The organism is Chryseobacterium sp. A321 (assembly GCF_054489265.1).
This window is the reverse complement of the sequence record NZ_JBTMWZ010000001.1, coordinates 1-13,409: the sequence shown is the minus strand read 5'-3', so window position 1 is coordinate 13,409 and position 13,409 is coordinate 1. Positions and strand designations below refer to the sequence as shown.

The 13,409-nt window shown below is 39.0% G+C and carries 14 protein-coding genes and 1 tRNA gene; 6 read left to right on the top strand and 9 right to left on the bottom strand.

The window, feature by feature from the left end:
• The first annotated feature begins 32 nt into the window (after positions 1 to 32).
• A tRNA-Ser gene (locus ACX3PZ_RS00075) sits at positions 33 to 119 on the top strand.
• A 295-nt stretch (positions 120 to 414) separates the two neighbouring features.
• Positions 415 to 762: an FEKKY domain-containing protein gene (locus ACX3PZ_RS00070; RefSeq protein ID WP_459084596.1), complete on the top strand. Its 348-nt coding sequence runs from the start codon at positions 415 to 417 to the stop codon at positions 760 to 762.
• An 83-nt stretch (positions 763 to 845) separates the two neighbouring features.
• Here ACX3PZ_RS00070 and ACX3PZ_RS00065 read toward each other — a convergent pair whose 3' ends face one another.
• From ACX3PZ_RS00065 to ACX3PZ_RS00050, 4 genes are read right to left on the bottom strand one after another with little or no spacing between them, the layout of a single operon-like run.
• Positions 846 to 1,256, bottom strand: coding sequence for a cytochrome C (locus ACX3PZ_RS00065; protein ID WP_459084597.1), 411 nt, complete (start codon positions 1,254 to 1,256; stop codon positions 846 to 848).
• A 1-nt stretch (position 1,257) separates the two neighbouring features.
• On the bottom strand, positions 1,258 to 1,518 hold the full coding sequence (locus ACX3PZ_RS00060; RefSeq protein ID WP_459084598.1) for a hypothetical protein: 261 nt from the start codon (positions 1,516 to 1,518) through the stop codon (positions 1,258 to 1,260).
• Between the two features lies 1 nt (position 1,519).
• Complete coding sequence (locus ACX3PZ_RS00055) at positions 1,520 to 2,515, bottom strand: cbb3-type cytochrome c oxidase subunit II (protein WP_459084599.1); 996 nt, start codon at positions 2,513 to 2,515, stop codon at positions 1,520 to 1,522.
• Positions 2,515 to 4,248, bottom strand: coding sequence for a cbb3-type cytochrome c oxidase subunit I (locus tag ACX3PZ_RS00050; protein ID WP_459084600.1), 1,734 nt, complete (start codon positions 4,246 to 4,248; stop codon positions 2,515 to 2,517). Before ACX3PZ_RS00050 ends, ACX3PZ_RS00055 begins: the two co-directional genes overlap by 1 nt.
• Before the next feature lie 220 nt (positions 4,249 to 4,468).
• On the opposite strand from ACX3PZ_RS00050, the gene ACX3PZ_RS00045 reads away from it, so the two are divergent.
• The gene (locus ACX3PZ_RS00045) at positions 4,469 to 5,065 is read left to right on the top strand and encodes a Crp/Fnr family transcriptional regulator (protein WP_459084601.1); all 597 of its coding nucleotides are present in this window, start codon (positions 4,469 to 4,471) and stop codon (positions 5,063 to 5,065) included.
• On the opposite strand, the gene asnB is transcribed toward ACX3PZ_RS00045, so the two are convergent.
• Positions 5,062 to 6,711, bottom strand: a complete 1,650-nt coding sequence (asnB, locus tag ACX3PZ_RS00040) for an asparagine synthase B (RefSeq protein WP_459084602.1) — start codon at positions 6,709 to 6,711, stop codon at positions 5,062 to 5,064. The two genes, ACX3PZ_RS00045 and asnB, sit on opposite strands and share 4 nt — an antisense overlap.
• Before the next feature lie 246 nt (positions 6,712 to 6,957).
• Positions 6,958 to 8,160: an RsmB/NOP family class I SAM-dependent RNA methyltransferase gene (locus ACX3PZ_RS00035; RefSeq protein ID WP_459084603.1), complete on the bottom strand. Its 1,203-nt coding sequence runs from the start codon at positions 8,158 to 8,160 to the stop codon at positions 6,958 to 6,960.
• Between the two features lie 131 nt (positions 8,161 to 8,291).
• Here ACX3PZ_RS00035 and ACX3PZ_RS00030 point away from each other — a divergent pair, with 131 nt between their 5' ends.
• Positions 8,292 to 8,624 carry a zinc ribbon domain-containing protein YjdM gene (locus ACX3PZ_RS00030; protein ID WP_459084605.1) on the top strand — a complete coding sequence of 111 codons (333 nt, stop codon included), beginning with the start codon at positions 8,292 to 8,294 and terminating at the stop codon, positions 8,622 to 8,624.
• A gap of 195 nt (positions 8,625 to 8,819) precedes the next feature.
• On the opposite strand, the gene ACX3PZ_RS00025 is transcribed toward ACX3PZ_RS00030, so the two are convergent.
• Positions 8,820 to 9,755: a sulfate/molybdate ABC transporter ATP-binding protein gene (locus tag ACX3PZ_RS00025; protein WP_459084606.1), complete on the bottom strand. Its 936-nt coding sequence runs from the start codon at positions 9,753 to 9,755 to the stop codon at positions 8,820 to 8,822.
• Positions 9,756 to 9,834: 79 nt separating this feature from the next.
• Here ACX3PZ_RS00025 and ACX3PZ_RS00020 point away from each other — a divergent pair, with 79 nt between their 5' ends.
• Positions 9,835 to 10,494 carry a YceI family protein gene (locus ACX3PZ_RS00020; RefSeq protein ID WP_459084607.1) on the top strand — a complete coding sequence of 220 codons (660 nt, stop codon included), beginning with the start codon at positions 9,835 to 9,837 and terminating at the stop codon, positions 10,492 to 10,494.
• Between the two features lie 212 nt (positions 10,495 to 10,706).
• Positions 10,707 to 11,717: a phenylalanine--tRNA ligase subunit alpha gene (pheS, locus tag ACX3PZ_RS00015; protein ID WP_459084608.1), complete on the top strand. Its 1,011-nt coding sequence runs from the start codon at positions 10,707 to 10,709 to the stop codon at positions 11,715 to 11,717.
• 61 nt (positions 11,718 to 11,778) lie between these two features.
• On the opposite strand, the gene ACX3PZ_RS00010 is transcribed toward pheS, so the two are convergent.
• Entirely contained in the window at positions 11,779 to 11,976 is a 198-nt protein-coding gene (locus ACX3PZ_RS00010; protein ID WP_459084609.1) for a hypothetical protein, read from the bottom strand.
• Positions 11,977 to 12,513: 537 nt separating this feature from the next.
• Positions 12,514 to 13,409 (bottom strand): RHS repeat-associated core domain-containing protein (locus ACX3PZ_RS00005; protein WP_459111738.1); only part of this gene is annotated, 896 nt, incomplete at its 5' end.

Here is a 13,409-nt window from a genome sequence, read left to right as displayed (position 1 = left end):
AATAAATAGTGTATTTTTGCCATCTTGAAAATAGAGAGGTGCTCGAGTGGCTGAAGAGGCCAACCTGGAAAGTTGGTATGCGGGTGACTGTATCGAGGGTTCGAATCCCTTCCTCTCTGCAGAAAAAGTCTGTAAATCAGACAGTTTGTATAATCAGGAACGGTAGTTCCTGATTTTTTATTTATATACAATCTTCCTTTTTATTTTTTTCTATTGATAAATAATTTTTTGATATTCCAAGTCTTAATTATAATTCAATATTCTAACACAATTTATTAATTCAATAACCTCATTAATTTTCGACGGTAGAACTATGCTTAAGTATTCCTTTAGAATTTCTGCCACCTTTTTGTGTTCCAAATACGTACAGAATTTGATTTTAAAGTGTTATGTTTGAATTACAAATGTGATTGTATGAAAATAATTTATGTCTTGGTTGTGCTGGCATACTTAATGACTATCCGCGAAGTTGATAATCCTAATAATTATACATTAACGGGTGCTGGTTGGAGTGGTATGTACAGTGACTTTAACGATTTAAGCCAAGAGAGGGAAGCACTATCTATTGTTGCAGGCAAGTGGAATATAAAATTGGAAAGTATTGGATGCTCTATTACTAAGGAAAATCAATGGAAATTGATAAAAAATAATTTTGAAGCGGAAAAAAATCTAAAAAAGAAATTTGGATACAATTGGCTTGAAGAATTCAAAAAAGAAGTTCATGCCGAACACAGTCGAATGAGATTATCCAAAAACAATTAGTTATCAAATCGTCCGAGAAAATTACCACATCAATTTAACTCTGCTCTACATAAAATATTTATCTGCTTTTTAGATTGCGAAATCTAAATGCTGAAGTTCGCAATGAGGTAATAAATTGCCCAAGCACCAAATAGCAGAATAACTACCCAAAGCCAAACCGGAATCACTCTGGGATTTTCACTTCCTTTAATTATAAAACTTTGTTTTTTTCCTGTATCGTACGCGTTAATCATTAGCGGGATAACACCATTAACCGTTTCGTTTTTCTTAAGTCCCTCAATATTAATGATTGGACCATTTCGAACAGTAAAGGGAATGGTTTTGATTCCCTCGCTAGTCGCAAATTGACTGATGATTTTTAGTTGGTGCTCTCCATCGGTAAGTTTGGTGGTGTCTAAATTGAAAACAATAGGCGTTTGCAATTCTGCCACCGGATGTGGATTGTCGTCCACATAGAGGAACACCTTCGCGTTATGGGAGTTGTTTGTATCCATCTTAGTAGTTTAAGACATTTTTTTTAATATGAGAAGAGCTTTTCTCTCCAGGTACTATCAGGTATTTCGCAGAATAGAATAAAGTAGCAAGTGTGATAAGTGAAATAACCGCCACAATTATCCAATCCATTGTACCTTGCGGTCCACTACCGTGAGTTAAGTTTTTGGTGATGGCAGGTTGTTGTAAATCGCAAGCTTCACATGCGAGCGCCATTACAGGAGCGAGCAAGGTAAATAGGAGACTATATATTAATCGTTTCATATTACTTTATTTTGTCTAAGATGGTTTGAACTTCTTCTTTGGTCACTTTGGTACTGTTATTTCCCCAACTTGCACGTTCGTGGTTGATAATGGCAGCAATTTCATTTGCTTTAAGCCCCGCGTTAGTTCCTACAGCGGGCATCTCTGCATATGCAGGCGCAAGCCCATTGTAGCCCTTCATGATGATCGTCACATAAAGTTCCAAATCATCGCCAGTCACCACGGGATCCCCCTTCAAAGGAGGGAAGGCTCCGGGGATGCCTTCTCCATTAGCTTGGTGGCAACTCGCGCAATGCGTGGAGTACAGAGCATCACCGTCTGGGAGATCGTCCCCTGCGCCGCCGCCGGAAGCCTGTGCTTTTTCTTCTTTTTTATATAAGAATTCTTTAGCAGGAATAGTAACAGGTAAATCCGATTGTTTTAGATAAAGCAGATAAGCGACGAGGTCTCTGGCATCGTGTTTTGCTACTAATTTGTGATTTGATTTTCTAAATTCCTCTGGAATGTTGACTTCTTTGTCGTTGGGTCCTAAATATTCCTTGTACTCAAATAACCAGGGGTAGGCAGGCATGACGGATTGGGGTACAACAGATCTAGGGTTGTAAAGGTGGGCATACTGCCAATCTTCACTTGGTTGTCTTTGTCCAATGTTGGTGAGGTCCGGTCCTGTACGTTCCGTACCCATTAAGGTTGCCGTATTTTGGAAGAAATTTAGTCGTTTGTTCCGAGCGTAATCCGCCGCAATACTTGGACGGGAGCCAAAGGGTTGATCCATATCCACATTACGAACTTGCTGCGTGTGACAAGCCACACATCCTTCGCTAATATAGACTGCTTTTCCCCGTGATTCTGCCTCCGTCATTGCTTTTGAGGTTGTGAGCGGTTTATAGGTTCTTTGGTTGTCTAAGGCAGGAAGTAAACAGACAAAGAGTGTGAGTCCAAAGAAAAATAAAATGGCCGCCGTAAATAGTTTTTTATGATTATTGTAAAATTCCATTAGAGAGCGCTTTTATTGGATTGAATAATATCTAATACTTCTTGAGGAGATTCGGGAAGAACCACTTCTTTTTTAGGTTTAATCATACGGTAGAAATTGTATGCAAATAAGAGATGCGAAATCCACATCATGGTTCCTCCAATGGCCCGCCATAACCAATAAGGCATCATATGAACGACCGAATCAAGGAATGGGGCTTTGTCAATCCACATGAGTCCTCTTGTTGTAGATCCAATCATGAGCGATACCGTATAGAGGAGTAAACCAATTAGAGCCATCCAAAAATGCAGACCTACAGTTAAACTAGGAGGTTCGTAGGTGGTCATTCTAGGTACGAGCGTGTAAGAGAAGGACCATAACATAAAGGTGATGATTCCATACATGGTCAAATGGGAGTGAGCGACTGTAAAGTCGGTAAAATGCCACATTAAATTGGTTTCTCTAAATGCTTCTGCTGTTCCCTGGAGGGATCCAGAGAAATAAAAGATAATCGAGACAAGGTAAAAAGGTAAAACATAACTATACCGAATTCGGTGCCAGGATCCACGGATAGTAAAGAAGAAGTTGATACTTCCGGCCAACACGGGTATGACCATCCCGACGCTTGCGACAATGGCCACTGTTTGTAGCCACCATGGAATTGCGCTAAAGATAAAGTGGTGAGTCCCGATTAGGGTGTAAAATAAAATTTGAGTCCAAAAGGCCAATATACCTAAGCTATAGGAATAGATGGGACTGTTTAGCTCCTGGGGTAAGAAATAGTACATTAAACCTAGGTTGAAAAACATGAACCACATTCCAACTCCTTGATGCATATAATATCCCTGAACAATGGTTTCTCCTAGACCGTTTTGCCAGAAAGGCAAGTAAGCTACAAGCAGGATCGTAACCACAAACATCATGGCGGAGATTATATACCAATTGGACAAATAGATTTCAACCGTTTTTCGGCTTGCAACCGTTTTGTAATGATTGTACAGCGAAAGTAAAACTCCAACAGCAAAAAGAAGCATAATAGGCCAAACGTATTCTCTGTATTCACCTCCGCTATTGTTTATTCCAGCCATTAGGAAAAGGGATCCAAATAAAACCGCTGAGTTCAAGAGGATTAAAGTCCCGTAGCCTAGCTTTAAGTTATAGATTCGCGTGTTGCCCACGCGAGGTACGACGAAATAGGAAAGTCCAATCATGGCAATGGATGACCATCCCCAAAATACCATATTCGTGTGTACGGGTCGCAAGCGCCCAAAACTTAACCAACTTACATGGTCTGCGTCTGGGGCCACAAATTTGATTCCCAGGTACATTCCTACAGTGGTACCAATGATAAGCCATGTGATTGCACAACTTAAGTACCATAAAATCATCGTTTTTTCCTCCTTCGGGATTGAAATGATTAATTTTTCTTTTCGTTTGGTTTGTAGGAACCGAACGTCCTCCACTTCCTGACTTTCATTGATCAGGCCTCGTTCGTCTTTCACTTCTCTAATTGGAGAAAGTTCATTTCCTTGCAATTTGAATTCGAGTTCTTTTTTTCTCTGCTCAAGTTGCTCAATGTCTTTGGGACCAAAGGATTTAATTTTGGATTTAATTTTTTTAAGTTCATTCCGCCTTTTAAGGTTTGTGATCATACCGCTAACCCGGATTAACATCAGTATTAAGGCGAAAAGAATAGGGAGTAGAATCAGAAACAAGGTGATTTGAAGTCCTGTACTCGAAGTGAATAGATCCATGCAATCATAATTTGAAGTCAAATTTACGATGAGGCCCACTCAAATAATATGTTTGAAATCATGAAATAATTGCGAAATATTTCTTATTTTATGGGTTGAAAGAAGGGGGCTCGATTTTCTGCTTATTCTTACAGGTAAAGGAAATCACTTTTTCCTTCTCATTCTGCATTGCAACTAGGAATAAAATATGTAATTTAGGCTTACCATTAAGCTCCTACAGATGATTATTCCTGATTCTTTATTTCCACAATGCGGCGCTCAAGTAAAACGATATAATCCTGGTGATCTTATCTTTTCAGAAGGGCAGTACGCGCATTTCTTCTATCAACTTCAAGAAGGTAAAGTAAAACTGAACAATTACAATGAGGAAGGCACGGAGTTTTTACAAAATATTGTGCATGCCGGCGATTGTTTTGGGGAGTCTATCCTCTTTACTGCGCATGCTTACCCTATGAATGCAGAAGTTTTAGAAGAGTCTCTGGTCTTAAAAGTTCCTAAAGATTCTTTTTTCGAAATTCTTGCGAAAAAACCCGAAATCTGGATGAAATTAAGTCAACGGATGGCCGAAAGGCTTTATTTTAAGCAGGTCATGCTACAAAACAATGCCCTTCGAAGTCCTTCAAGCAAGCTCTTAGCTCTCTTGTTTTATTTTAAAAGTTTTAGCGACGAGCAGGAGCCCTTCTGTTTTAAAGTAAATTATACACGGCAACAATTGGCTTCGCTTACGGGGCTAAGTGTAGAAACTGTAATTCGTACGATTAAACAGCTAGAAAAAGAAAAGGAGCTACAAATTAAAAATAGCAAAGTCTATCTTTAATAGCTAACCAAGTGGACACTTACGCTACGACCACTTGGATCGTTTGCGTTTTTGAAAGATTCATCCCATTCTAAAGCTGCCGGCGTAGAACAAGCAACCGAAGCTGCAGAAGGGACTGTTTTGGCCGCAGATTCACTTGGGAAATGGGCTTCAAAAAATGCGCGATAGCGGTATTCCTCTTTGCTTTTTGGGGGTTGGATTGGATATCTTTCCTCTGCGAATTCCATCATTTCGTCCGTAATTTCATTTTGAGCCACTTGCTTTAGAGTGTCGATCCAAGCGTATCCCACGCCGTCACTAAACTGTTCTTTTTGTCGCCATAAAACCTCGTTAGGAAGTAGTCCTTCAAACGCCTTTCTTAGGATGTATTTTTCAATTTTACCTTCGGAAAGAGAAATCATTTTTTCCTGAGGATCCACTTCCATGGCAATGTCAATAAATTCTTTGTCTAGGAAGGGGGTGCGACCTTCTATGCTGAAGGCCATTAGTGATTTGTTTGCTCGTAGGCAGTCGTACTGATGAAGACCTTCAAGTTTAGAGACCGTTTCCTCATGAAAGGCCTGGGGACTGGGAGCTTTGTGAAAATACAAGTAACCGCCAAACAATTCGTCAGACCCTTCTCCTGAAAGAACCATTTTGATGCCTAGTTTGTTGATCTCTCGGGCGAGTAGGAACATGGGAGTAGAAGCTCTAATGGTGGTCACGTCATACGTTTCTAAGTGGTAGATTACTTCCGGAATTGCCTGTAATCCCTCTTCAAGAGTAAAATGAATTTCATGATGAATCGTGTGAATGTGATCGGCCACTTTTTGCGCGGCTATTAAATCTGGAGATCCTTTTAATCCAACTGCAAAGCTATGAATTTGGCTTTCCTTTTTGCCGGTTCTAATTCGCTCGTGTTTTGCAGCGAGTGCTGCAATTAGAGAGGAATCCAGTCCTCCTGAAAGGAGCACACCAAAGGGTACTTCACTCATGAGCTGTCGTTCAACCGCTTTGTCAAGCCCATGGGCTATGTCTTGCAAAGAAGATTTTCGTTGTGGCAATTGGGAGAAAATTTTCCACGTAGGACGATACCACTCCTTAGGCTCCATGCCTTCGGCACTGTATAGATAATGTCCTGGTAAAAAATTTTTAATTTCAAGGCCTTTGTTCTCGAGCGCTTTGAGTTCGGATGCAATGTAAAGAGTCCCTTTTTCATCAGTTGCGCTGTAGAGTGGGCAGATTCCCATGGGGTCTCTTGCTATTAAAAAATCACCTGTGACACGGTCGTATAGGGCCAAAGCAAAAATGCCATTGATTTTTTCTAAGAAATTAGCCGCATAGCGCTGATAAAGCGCAAGAATCACTTCGGAGTCGCTTTGCGTCTGAAACTCGTAGTCTGGAAATTCTGCTTTAAGTTCTTTGTAGTTGTAGATTTCTCCATTGATCGCAAGGACGTAGCGCGAGTCTTTGCTGTATAGAGGTTGAGCTCCGGATTCTACATCCATGATGGCCAGTCTTTCATGCGCAAGGATGATGTGATCATCCTGAAAGAAACCGTTTGCGTCAGGACCCCGATGTCTGAGAATTTGAGACATTTTCATAACGGATTGTTTGTCCTTTTCGGTTGTTTGTGTTGCTTTAAAAAGTCCTGTAATTGCGCACATATTGTAAGAGTTTGTTTTGTGAATTTATATATAAAAATATTTTACAAATCTATACAATGTATTTAAATTCAAAACCTTTATTCTTGTTTTGGTTTATTTTATTACTAAAATTGTCTAATTAGGTGTAAAAAATTACAGCCGAATGTTTTGTGCTGGAATGAAAGTGAATTTTTTTCATTTGGAAGGGCCATGAAAAAAGCAGCTCTCCGAGGGAAAACTGCTTTTCATTGCTTTTGAGTGGTGGGGTTATAACCGCTCGATAAGAGCCATATAGAATCCATCATACCCTTGGCTTGGTAGGATTTTATGCTCTTTTTGTAATTTGTAATCGGTATTCTCCTTTAAGAATCGTTCTACCTGCTTTTCATTTTCGGACGGAAGGATAGAGCAGGTGGCATAGATCATTTTGCCTCCTTTTTTAATAATTTTACTGTAGTCGGAAAGGATTTGGAACTGTTCTCCTTTGATTCGGTCAATAAAGGCTTGGTCTATTTTCCACTTGCTATCTGGATTTCGTTTTAAAACGCCTAATCCTGAGCACGGAGCATCAATCAAGAGTCGGTCTGCTTTTTCGTGCAAACGTTTAATGACTTTGTTGTCAGAAATAACGCGGGTTTCAATGTTATGTGCACCCGCACGTTTTGCACGTCTTTTAAGTTCGGCTAGTTTCCACTCGTATATATCGAGTCCGATAATTTGTCCTTTGTTTTCCATTAAAGCAGCAAGGTGAAGGGTTTTTCCTCCTGCTCCTGCGCAAACATCAACCACTCGCATCCCTTCTTTAACCTCTAAGAAGTCCCCTATAAGTTGGGAACTTGCATCTTGAACTTCAAAAAGCCCTTCCTTAAAAGCGGAGGTTAAGAAGACATTCTTTTTTTCTTCAAGTTGCACAGCGTAGGGGTAGTTTTTAATAGAAAAACTTTCTACACCTTCTTCTTTCAATTCTGAAATAAGTCCTTTTACTGACGTTTTAAGGGTGTTTGCTCTAAGCACTGTAGGGGCCCTTTCGTTTAAAGCGGTCATTTCCCTTTCCCAATCCGGTCCTAATTCTAACTCCAAAGTTTGAACTAGCCATTCGGGGATAGAATGTTCAATGGCTTTTGAAGGCAATGTGTTTTTTTCTAGTTTTTTTAGAATGTCTGCAATCTTAATGCCTTCAAATTCTTCAAACTTTTTGTATTTCGTTTTGCTCCATAAGAGATACGCAATCATTAGTTTGTAAATGTTGCCAGGTTTTACCCCTTCTCCCATGTAATATTCAAGACGTTTCTTCCAACGTATAATGTTGTAAAATATTTCAGATACAACCGCGCGGTCTTGACTTCCCCATTTTTTATGGGCCTTTAGAAGGCGCTCGATTACTTTGTCTGCGTATTTATTTTTCTCAAAAAAGGTCTCATTTAGGGCGTCGTGTATCCCAATGGCCAAGTTGCGGTGTATAAGTTCCATTTTGCAAAAATACGGTTTTTACAGCAGTCTTGGTTAAGAATTTGAATATTAACTGAAAGCCAAATTCTAGAAGCGATCTAAGGCTTGTTCTTCGTTTTCGAAATTCTTATCTTTGACTAAAATAACAAATTATGAGTGAGTTAATCCAATGTCCAAAATGTGGGTCTGAATTTACCTACGAACAGGATAATTTGATGGTGTGTTCTCAATGTTTCACAGAGTGGGATCCCAATGAAGCCAATCAGGAAGATAAAATTCTAGATAGCAACGGGAATGAGCTAAAAGATGGAGATTCAGTGGTGGTGGTCAAGGACCTTCCTGTAAAAGGTGCACCCAAGCCTGTGAAAGCGGGTACAAAAGTGAAGAACATTCGTCTTCGTCCGGATAGCGACCATAACATTGATTGTAAAATTGACGGATTTGGCTCCATGGCACTAAAATCGGAGTTCGTAAAGAAAGCCTAAGTTAAGATTCTTTCAAACTAATGCAATAGCCGGCCTTAATTGATTTAAGTGCCGGCTACTTATTATAAGTGAATCTTGGTCAAAAAAAGGCAAATAGGAAGAGTAAGCTAAATAGATTTAGTTTGGCGTAGCCTAAACGGACCATTAGCGGTCTCTTCTTTTTTGTTCATTAGGTTAAAGGTAGGAATTTAGTGACTATGCAAACTCAATTTGAACCTCGCCTGTTAGTTTTGTTTTTGAGTACACGACAAGGGTCGTATTTTCTACTTTCACTTTGTTCCAGAAAAAACTACCTGAAAAACGACTTTCTAAAACACTTGCATTAAAGCCTTCCGGCGAAACCTGGATTTGTTCAGGAAAGTAAAAGGATTTTGGAAGTGAAAGTTTATGCTTTAAATCATCGGGAATAAGGTTGACCTCTCCTAAAAGCTTTGCTACATAGCTATTGTAGGGCTGGGAATAGGTTTCCATAGGACTGTCGTTTTGAATAAGTCGACCGTCCTCCAGAATAAGTACCTGGTCAAGCCATGGCATGATTTCTTGTAAGTTGTGCGTGGAAATTAGAACGGAAATATGGTTGTCCTCGACGTAGCGAAAAAGGCGCTCTCGAAGCTCAATTTTTCGAGAATAATCTAGGTTGCTAAAAGGTTCGTCGAGCAAAAGAAGTTTCGGCATGACCGACAAGGCTCTAGCGATTGCAACTCTTTGTTGTTGTCCACCGCTTAAGAACTGGGGTTTTACTTGAGCGAATTCTTGCATGCCCACCACATCGAGAAGTTCGTTTACTTTTTCTCTTTTCTCATTCAGATTGATGTTGGAGATGAATTTCCCCACATTGTCGTATACAGTAGAGTAGGGCATTAGATCGTAATGCTGAGCAACAAGTTTCATTTCTTTCTCGCCTGGGACAATATTCCCTTTCGGTCCTAAAAGTGTCTTTCCATCTAAGGAAATACTGCCGCTTTGCCAGTCTAAGAGACCATAGATGAGACTTAGTAAAGTTGATTTCCCGCAACCGCTTTCCCCAGCGAGTCCGATGATTTTTCCATGATCCACGGAAAGGTGGAGGTTGTTAAAAAGTTTTTGTTCGGGACGATAGGAGAAATCCAGATTTTTTATTTCTAATAGCATTATGCGAAGTTAATATAATGTTTTCGTAATCAAAAAATTTTTCATAGTTTAGCAATAACTCCTAACAATTTAATAATTCATGAAAAGATCGCTTGTATTCTCTCTATTATCCCTCTGTCTCGTATTGGGTTTTTTTGTTTCTTGTACAAAAGATAAGGCTATAGCCAGTGAGACGGGCACAGTGGTGACGGGTAACGAAGGGGTGGTTTACACACTTGACACGCTTAACAGTCGTATGGAATGGATTGGGTACAAAGTGTTTAAATCGCAAAACACCAGCCATTTTGGGAGTATAAAATTTGAAAGTGGAGAAATCACGGTTCATGAAGGAAAGTTAGAGAGCGGTAAATTTGTAGCCGATTTGAATTCTCTTGAGAATATTGATTTGAAAGACGATCCGGAACAACAACAAAAACTCGAAAATCATTTGAAATCTGCAGATTTCTTTGAAGTGGATAAATTTCCAACGGCCTCTTATGAGATAACCCAGGTAAGTGCAGTAGCGGAAGGGGATTACAACACGATTCTTGACGGGAATCTGACGATGAAAGGAATTACAAAACCGGTACAATTTCGTGCGAACGTAACCGTGAATGGAAATGAAGTAAGCATTGCCTCTGAGCCTACCGATATTAAAAGAGAAGATTTTGGTGTAAAATTTCAAGTACCGGCGCAAAACGGTATAATTAAAAATGAAGTAACGGTACAGTTGCTGGTTAAAGCCCTGGAGAAAGTTTAGTATGCTTTCCTTGGCCATTAGGAATAAGGTTTGAAAAATCGCAATTGTCCTAGTGTATTGGAAAATGAAATTGTATGTTGTCCTAGGTGGTTCTCACCGAAGTCAATTCAATTTAAGTGTTAATAAGTGAAAAGGAAAAGGTGCCCTGTGGCGCCTTTACTTTTTTTTTCGCCCATGAAATTGTAACTTTGCGTCCTTAAGAATGGAATAGCATGTTAGAACAAATCGATGAGTTGCTTTTAAAGGTACAGAGCTTTACCGCTACAACAGCCGAAGAAATCGAAAAATTCCGCATAGAATATAGTGGAAAAAAAGGAATACTAAACTCACTTTTTGATAAGTTTAAAGAAGTTCCAAATGACCAGAAGAAAGAATTTGGTCAAAAAATAAATGCGTTGAAAATGGCTGTCGCTCAGAAGCTTGAAGAACTTAAAGGGCAGACTCAAACTGAGGTGATCTCTGAGAAGGAAGACTGGTCCCGTCCAGGTCTACCGCTTGAGCTAGGAACGAGACATCCCATTAATTTAGTCAAAATGCGCATCATAGAAATCTTCAAATCCATTGGATTTGCCGTGTCGGACGGTCCCGAGATTGAAGATGACTGGCATAACTTTAGTGCCTTGAATTTACCTGAATACCACCCAGCAAGAGACATGCAGGATACCTTTTTTATTGAACAGGATCCTGATATTTTGCTAAGAACGCATACCTCTTCTGTGCAGATTCGATACATGGAATCAAATGAGCCGCCGATTCGCATTTTGTCTCCAGGAAGAGTCTTTAGAAACGAAGCAATTTCCTCTCGTTCGCACTGTATTTTCCATCAAATTGAAGGACTTTATATAGACAAGAAGGTGAGCTTTGCAGATTTAAAGCAAACGTTGCAATATTTTACGACTGAGCTCTTTGGAAAGTCAAAAATTAGATTGCGTCCCTCTTATTTCCCCTTTACAGAGCCAAGTGCTGAAGTGGATGTGTATTGGGGGCTTAACTCCGAGACCGATTACCGGATTACGAAAGGGACCGGTTGGCTTGAAATTATGGGCTGTGGAATGGTGGATCCTGCCGTTTTAACAAACGTAAACATTGATCCAGACCAATATTCTGGTTTTGCATTCGGTATGGGAATAGAACGGATCGTGATGTTACTTCATCAAATGGGTGATATCCGAATGTTCTTTGAGAATGACAAGCGAATGCTTGAGCAGTTTAAATCCTTGTAAGAATTCTTACATAGCTTAGATAAGATAGCCGTCCCGAATTGAAATCGAGACGGCTTTTCATTTAAATTTTGCCTCTAATTTGCCTTTCTCCATTGAAAAAAAAGGTATAGACCATCTTGTTCTCAATTTCATGGAAGGTTTCTGCTCCACAATCCTGAACATGCTTGAAGAAATTCGTCGTTGCTCGGCCCTCGGTCCATACGGTCTTCTCCCGCTTCCCATCTAATCCGCCAACATCTGTATGATAATCTATAGCCAATCGAAAAACAGCATTTAGTTAGTCATATAATGGTTTGGGTGCTAGGAAACCATTCATGGTATGGGTTCCACTTGGGAATATGCCTCTTAGGTCTGCAATATGTAGTTCGTAGGGCAGATACGGCGATTTTGTGATTAAGATTCTGTAAATTTTGAACGGATTGTCTTATAGAAAAATACCAGTAATGTCATCAGGCTTATTAACATCTTGAATAAAGCATCTTGATTGAACGTTTTTTGTGAAGTAAAATATGCGTAAATAATATACTCTATCAACAAAATTATAATAATACTGGCTACAAAAATTAAAGATCTCTTTGCCTTAAAACTAAAATACAGCGGAGTAGCAAATAAAATTATATCTACAAGTGGAAAAAACAAAACAATCCATAGGTAATAAAATAAATCTTGTCCGTTTTTAATATTATTAATTTGTAATAATTTAAATTCATTATTTACAACCATTAACAAAACGTAAAATATTAAATATTTTAAGATTATACTGATACAGATGTTTAGGAACGTAGGCTTTAACATATTAATTTCTTTTATAAAATCGTGATGGATAATAAGAAAAATCTCGTATTGGCTGTCCTCCTGTTCGTCCTTCTCCCATTGCTGGTGGAGAATAACCTGTAATTGGAGCAGTATGTGTTCCCACAAATGATGGTTGTTTATAGTTCATTAAAGTTGTTCCTGTATTATTCAGTTTTAATGTAGCCGAAGGAAATATGTTTGTATATGCATTTACAGATAAATTTCCGCTTCCTTTATCAAAACTAATATTTAGTTTTTGGGAAACATCTACAATCTTAAATCCCAAAGAATTTAACCCTGATTCTTCTAATTTAGGAACACTTGCGTGTTGTTCATAATTTATAGACATTCCAGATTTAGTAAAACTATTATTACTTCCACCTTCTCCTGGATAAAAATTCCTGCCTTCAAACAATCCAAAAGTTTTGCCTATTTCAGTTGTTTTTGTAGCAGATAGTCCTGTTAATTCTCCACTACTATTTTTACTTGCAGAAAGATTTATAGTTGTTGTTAATTTATCTCCTTTTGGAAGACTTCCTAGTGGACCATTATAATTATTCCCAATATAACTATTAAAAGTAAAAGAAAGATTTTTTCCTAAATACGTTTCGCCTGCTTTAGTCGTAGCTTGGTTGTTCGCTTTATTATCCCAATAAACACTTCCGTCTTTTCTTTGTACAAAATCCTCATTCGACATTCCTGTCGGATCTGTAAATCTTATTGGATTATTAAATCCGTAAGCGTACGCACTCCAGCTTGGTGTGGTTTCCGCCAGCGGATCCACAACACTCCATCTTCCTAGATCCGGCATGTAAAAACGTGCGCCGTAGTCATACATTCCTGTTACCTGTAGTTCCTTACCGTTGTACTTATAATTATAATCGGACGAAGCAATAT

What these genes read in the sequence shown, in the direction of transcription:
- ACX3PZ_RS00070 (WP_459084596.1), top strand. Translation starts at nt 415, where the DNA reads ATGAAAATAATTTATGTCTTGGTTGTGCTGGCATACTTAATGACTATC.
- ACX3PZ_RS00065 (WP_459084597.1), bottom strand. Translation starts at nt 1,256, where the DNA reads ATGGATACAAACAACTCCCATAACGCGAAGGTGTTCCTCTATGTGGAC.
- ACX3PZ_RS00060 (WP_459084598.1), bottom strand. Translation starts at nt 1,518, where the DNA reads ATGAAACGATTAATATATAGTCTCCTATTTACCTTGCTCGCTCCTGTA.
- ACX3PZ_RS00055 (WP_459084599.1), bottom strand. Translation starts at nt 2,515, where the DNA reads ATGGAATTTTACAATAATCATAAAAAACTATTTACGGCGGCCATTTTA.
- ACX3PZ_RS00050 (WP_459084600.1), bottom strand. Translation starts at nt 4,248, where the DNA reads ATGGATCTATTCACTTCGAGTACAGGACTTCAAATCACCTTGTTTCTG.
- ACX3PZ_RS00045 (WP_459084601.1), top strand. Translation starts at nt 4,469, where the DNA reads ATGATTATTCCTGATTCTTTATTTCCACAATGCGGCGCTCAAGTAAAA.
- asnB (WP_459084602.1), bottom strand. Translation starts at nt 6,711, where the DNA reads ATGTGCGCAATTACAGGACTTTTTAAAGCAACACAAACAACCGAAAAG.
- ACX3PZ_RS00035 (WP_459084603.1), bottom strand. Translation starts at nt 8,160, where the DNA reads ATGGAACTTATACACCGCAACTTGGCCATTGGGATACACGACGCCCTA.
- ACX3PZ_RS00030 (WP_459084605.1), top strand. Translation starts at nt 8,292, where the DNA reads ATGAGTGAGTTAATCCAATGTCCAAAATGTGGGTCTGAATTTACCTAC.
- ACX3PZ_RS00025 (WP_459084606.1), bottom strand. Translation starts at nt 9,755, where the DNA reads ATGCTATTAGAAATAAAAAATCTGGATTTCTCCTATCGTCCCGAACAA.
- ACX3PZ_RS00020 (WP_459084607.1), top strand. Translation starts at nt 9,835, where the DNA reads ATGAAAAGATCGCTTGTATTCTCTCTATTATCCCTCTGTCTCGTATTG.
- pheS (WP_459084608.1), top strand. Translation starts at nt 10,707, where the DNA reads ATGTTAGAACAAATCGATGAGTTGCTTTTAAAGGTACAGAGCTTTACC.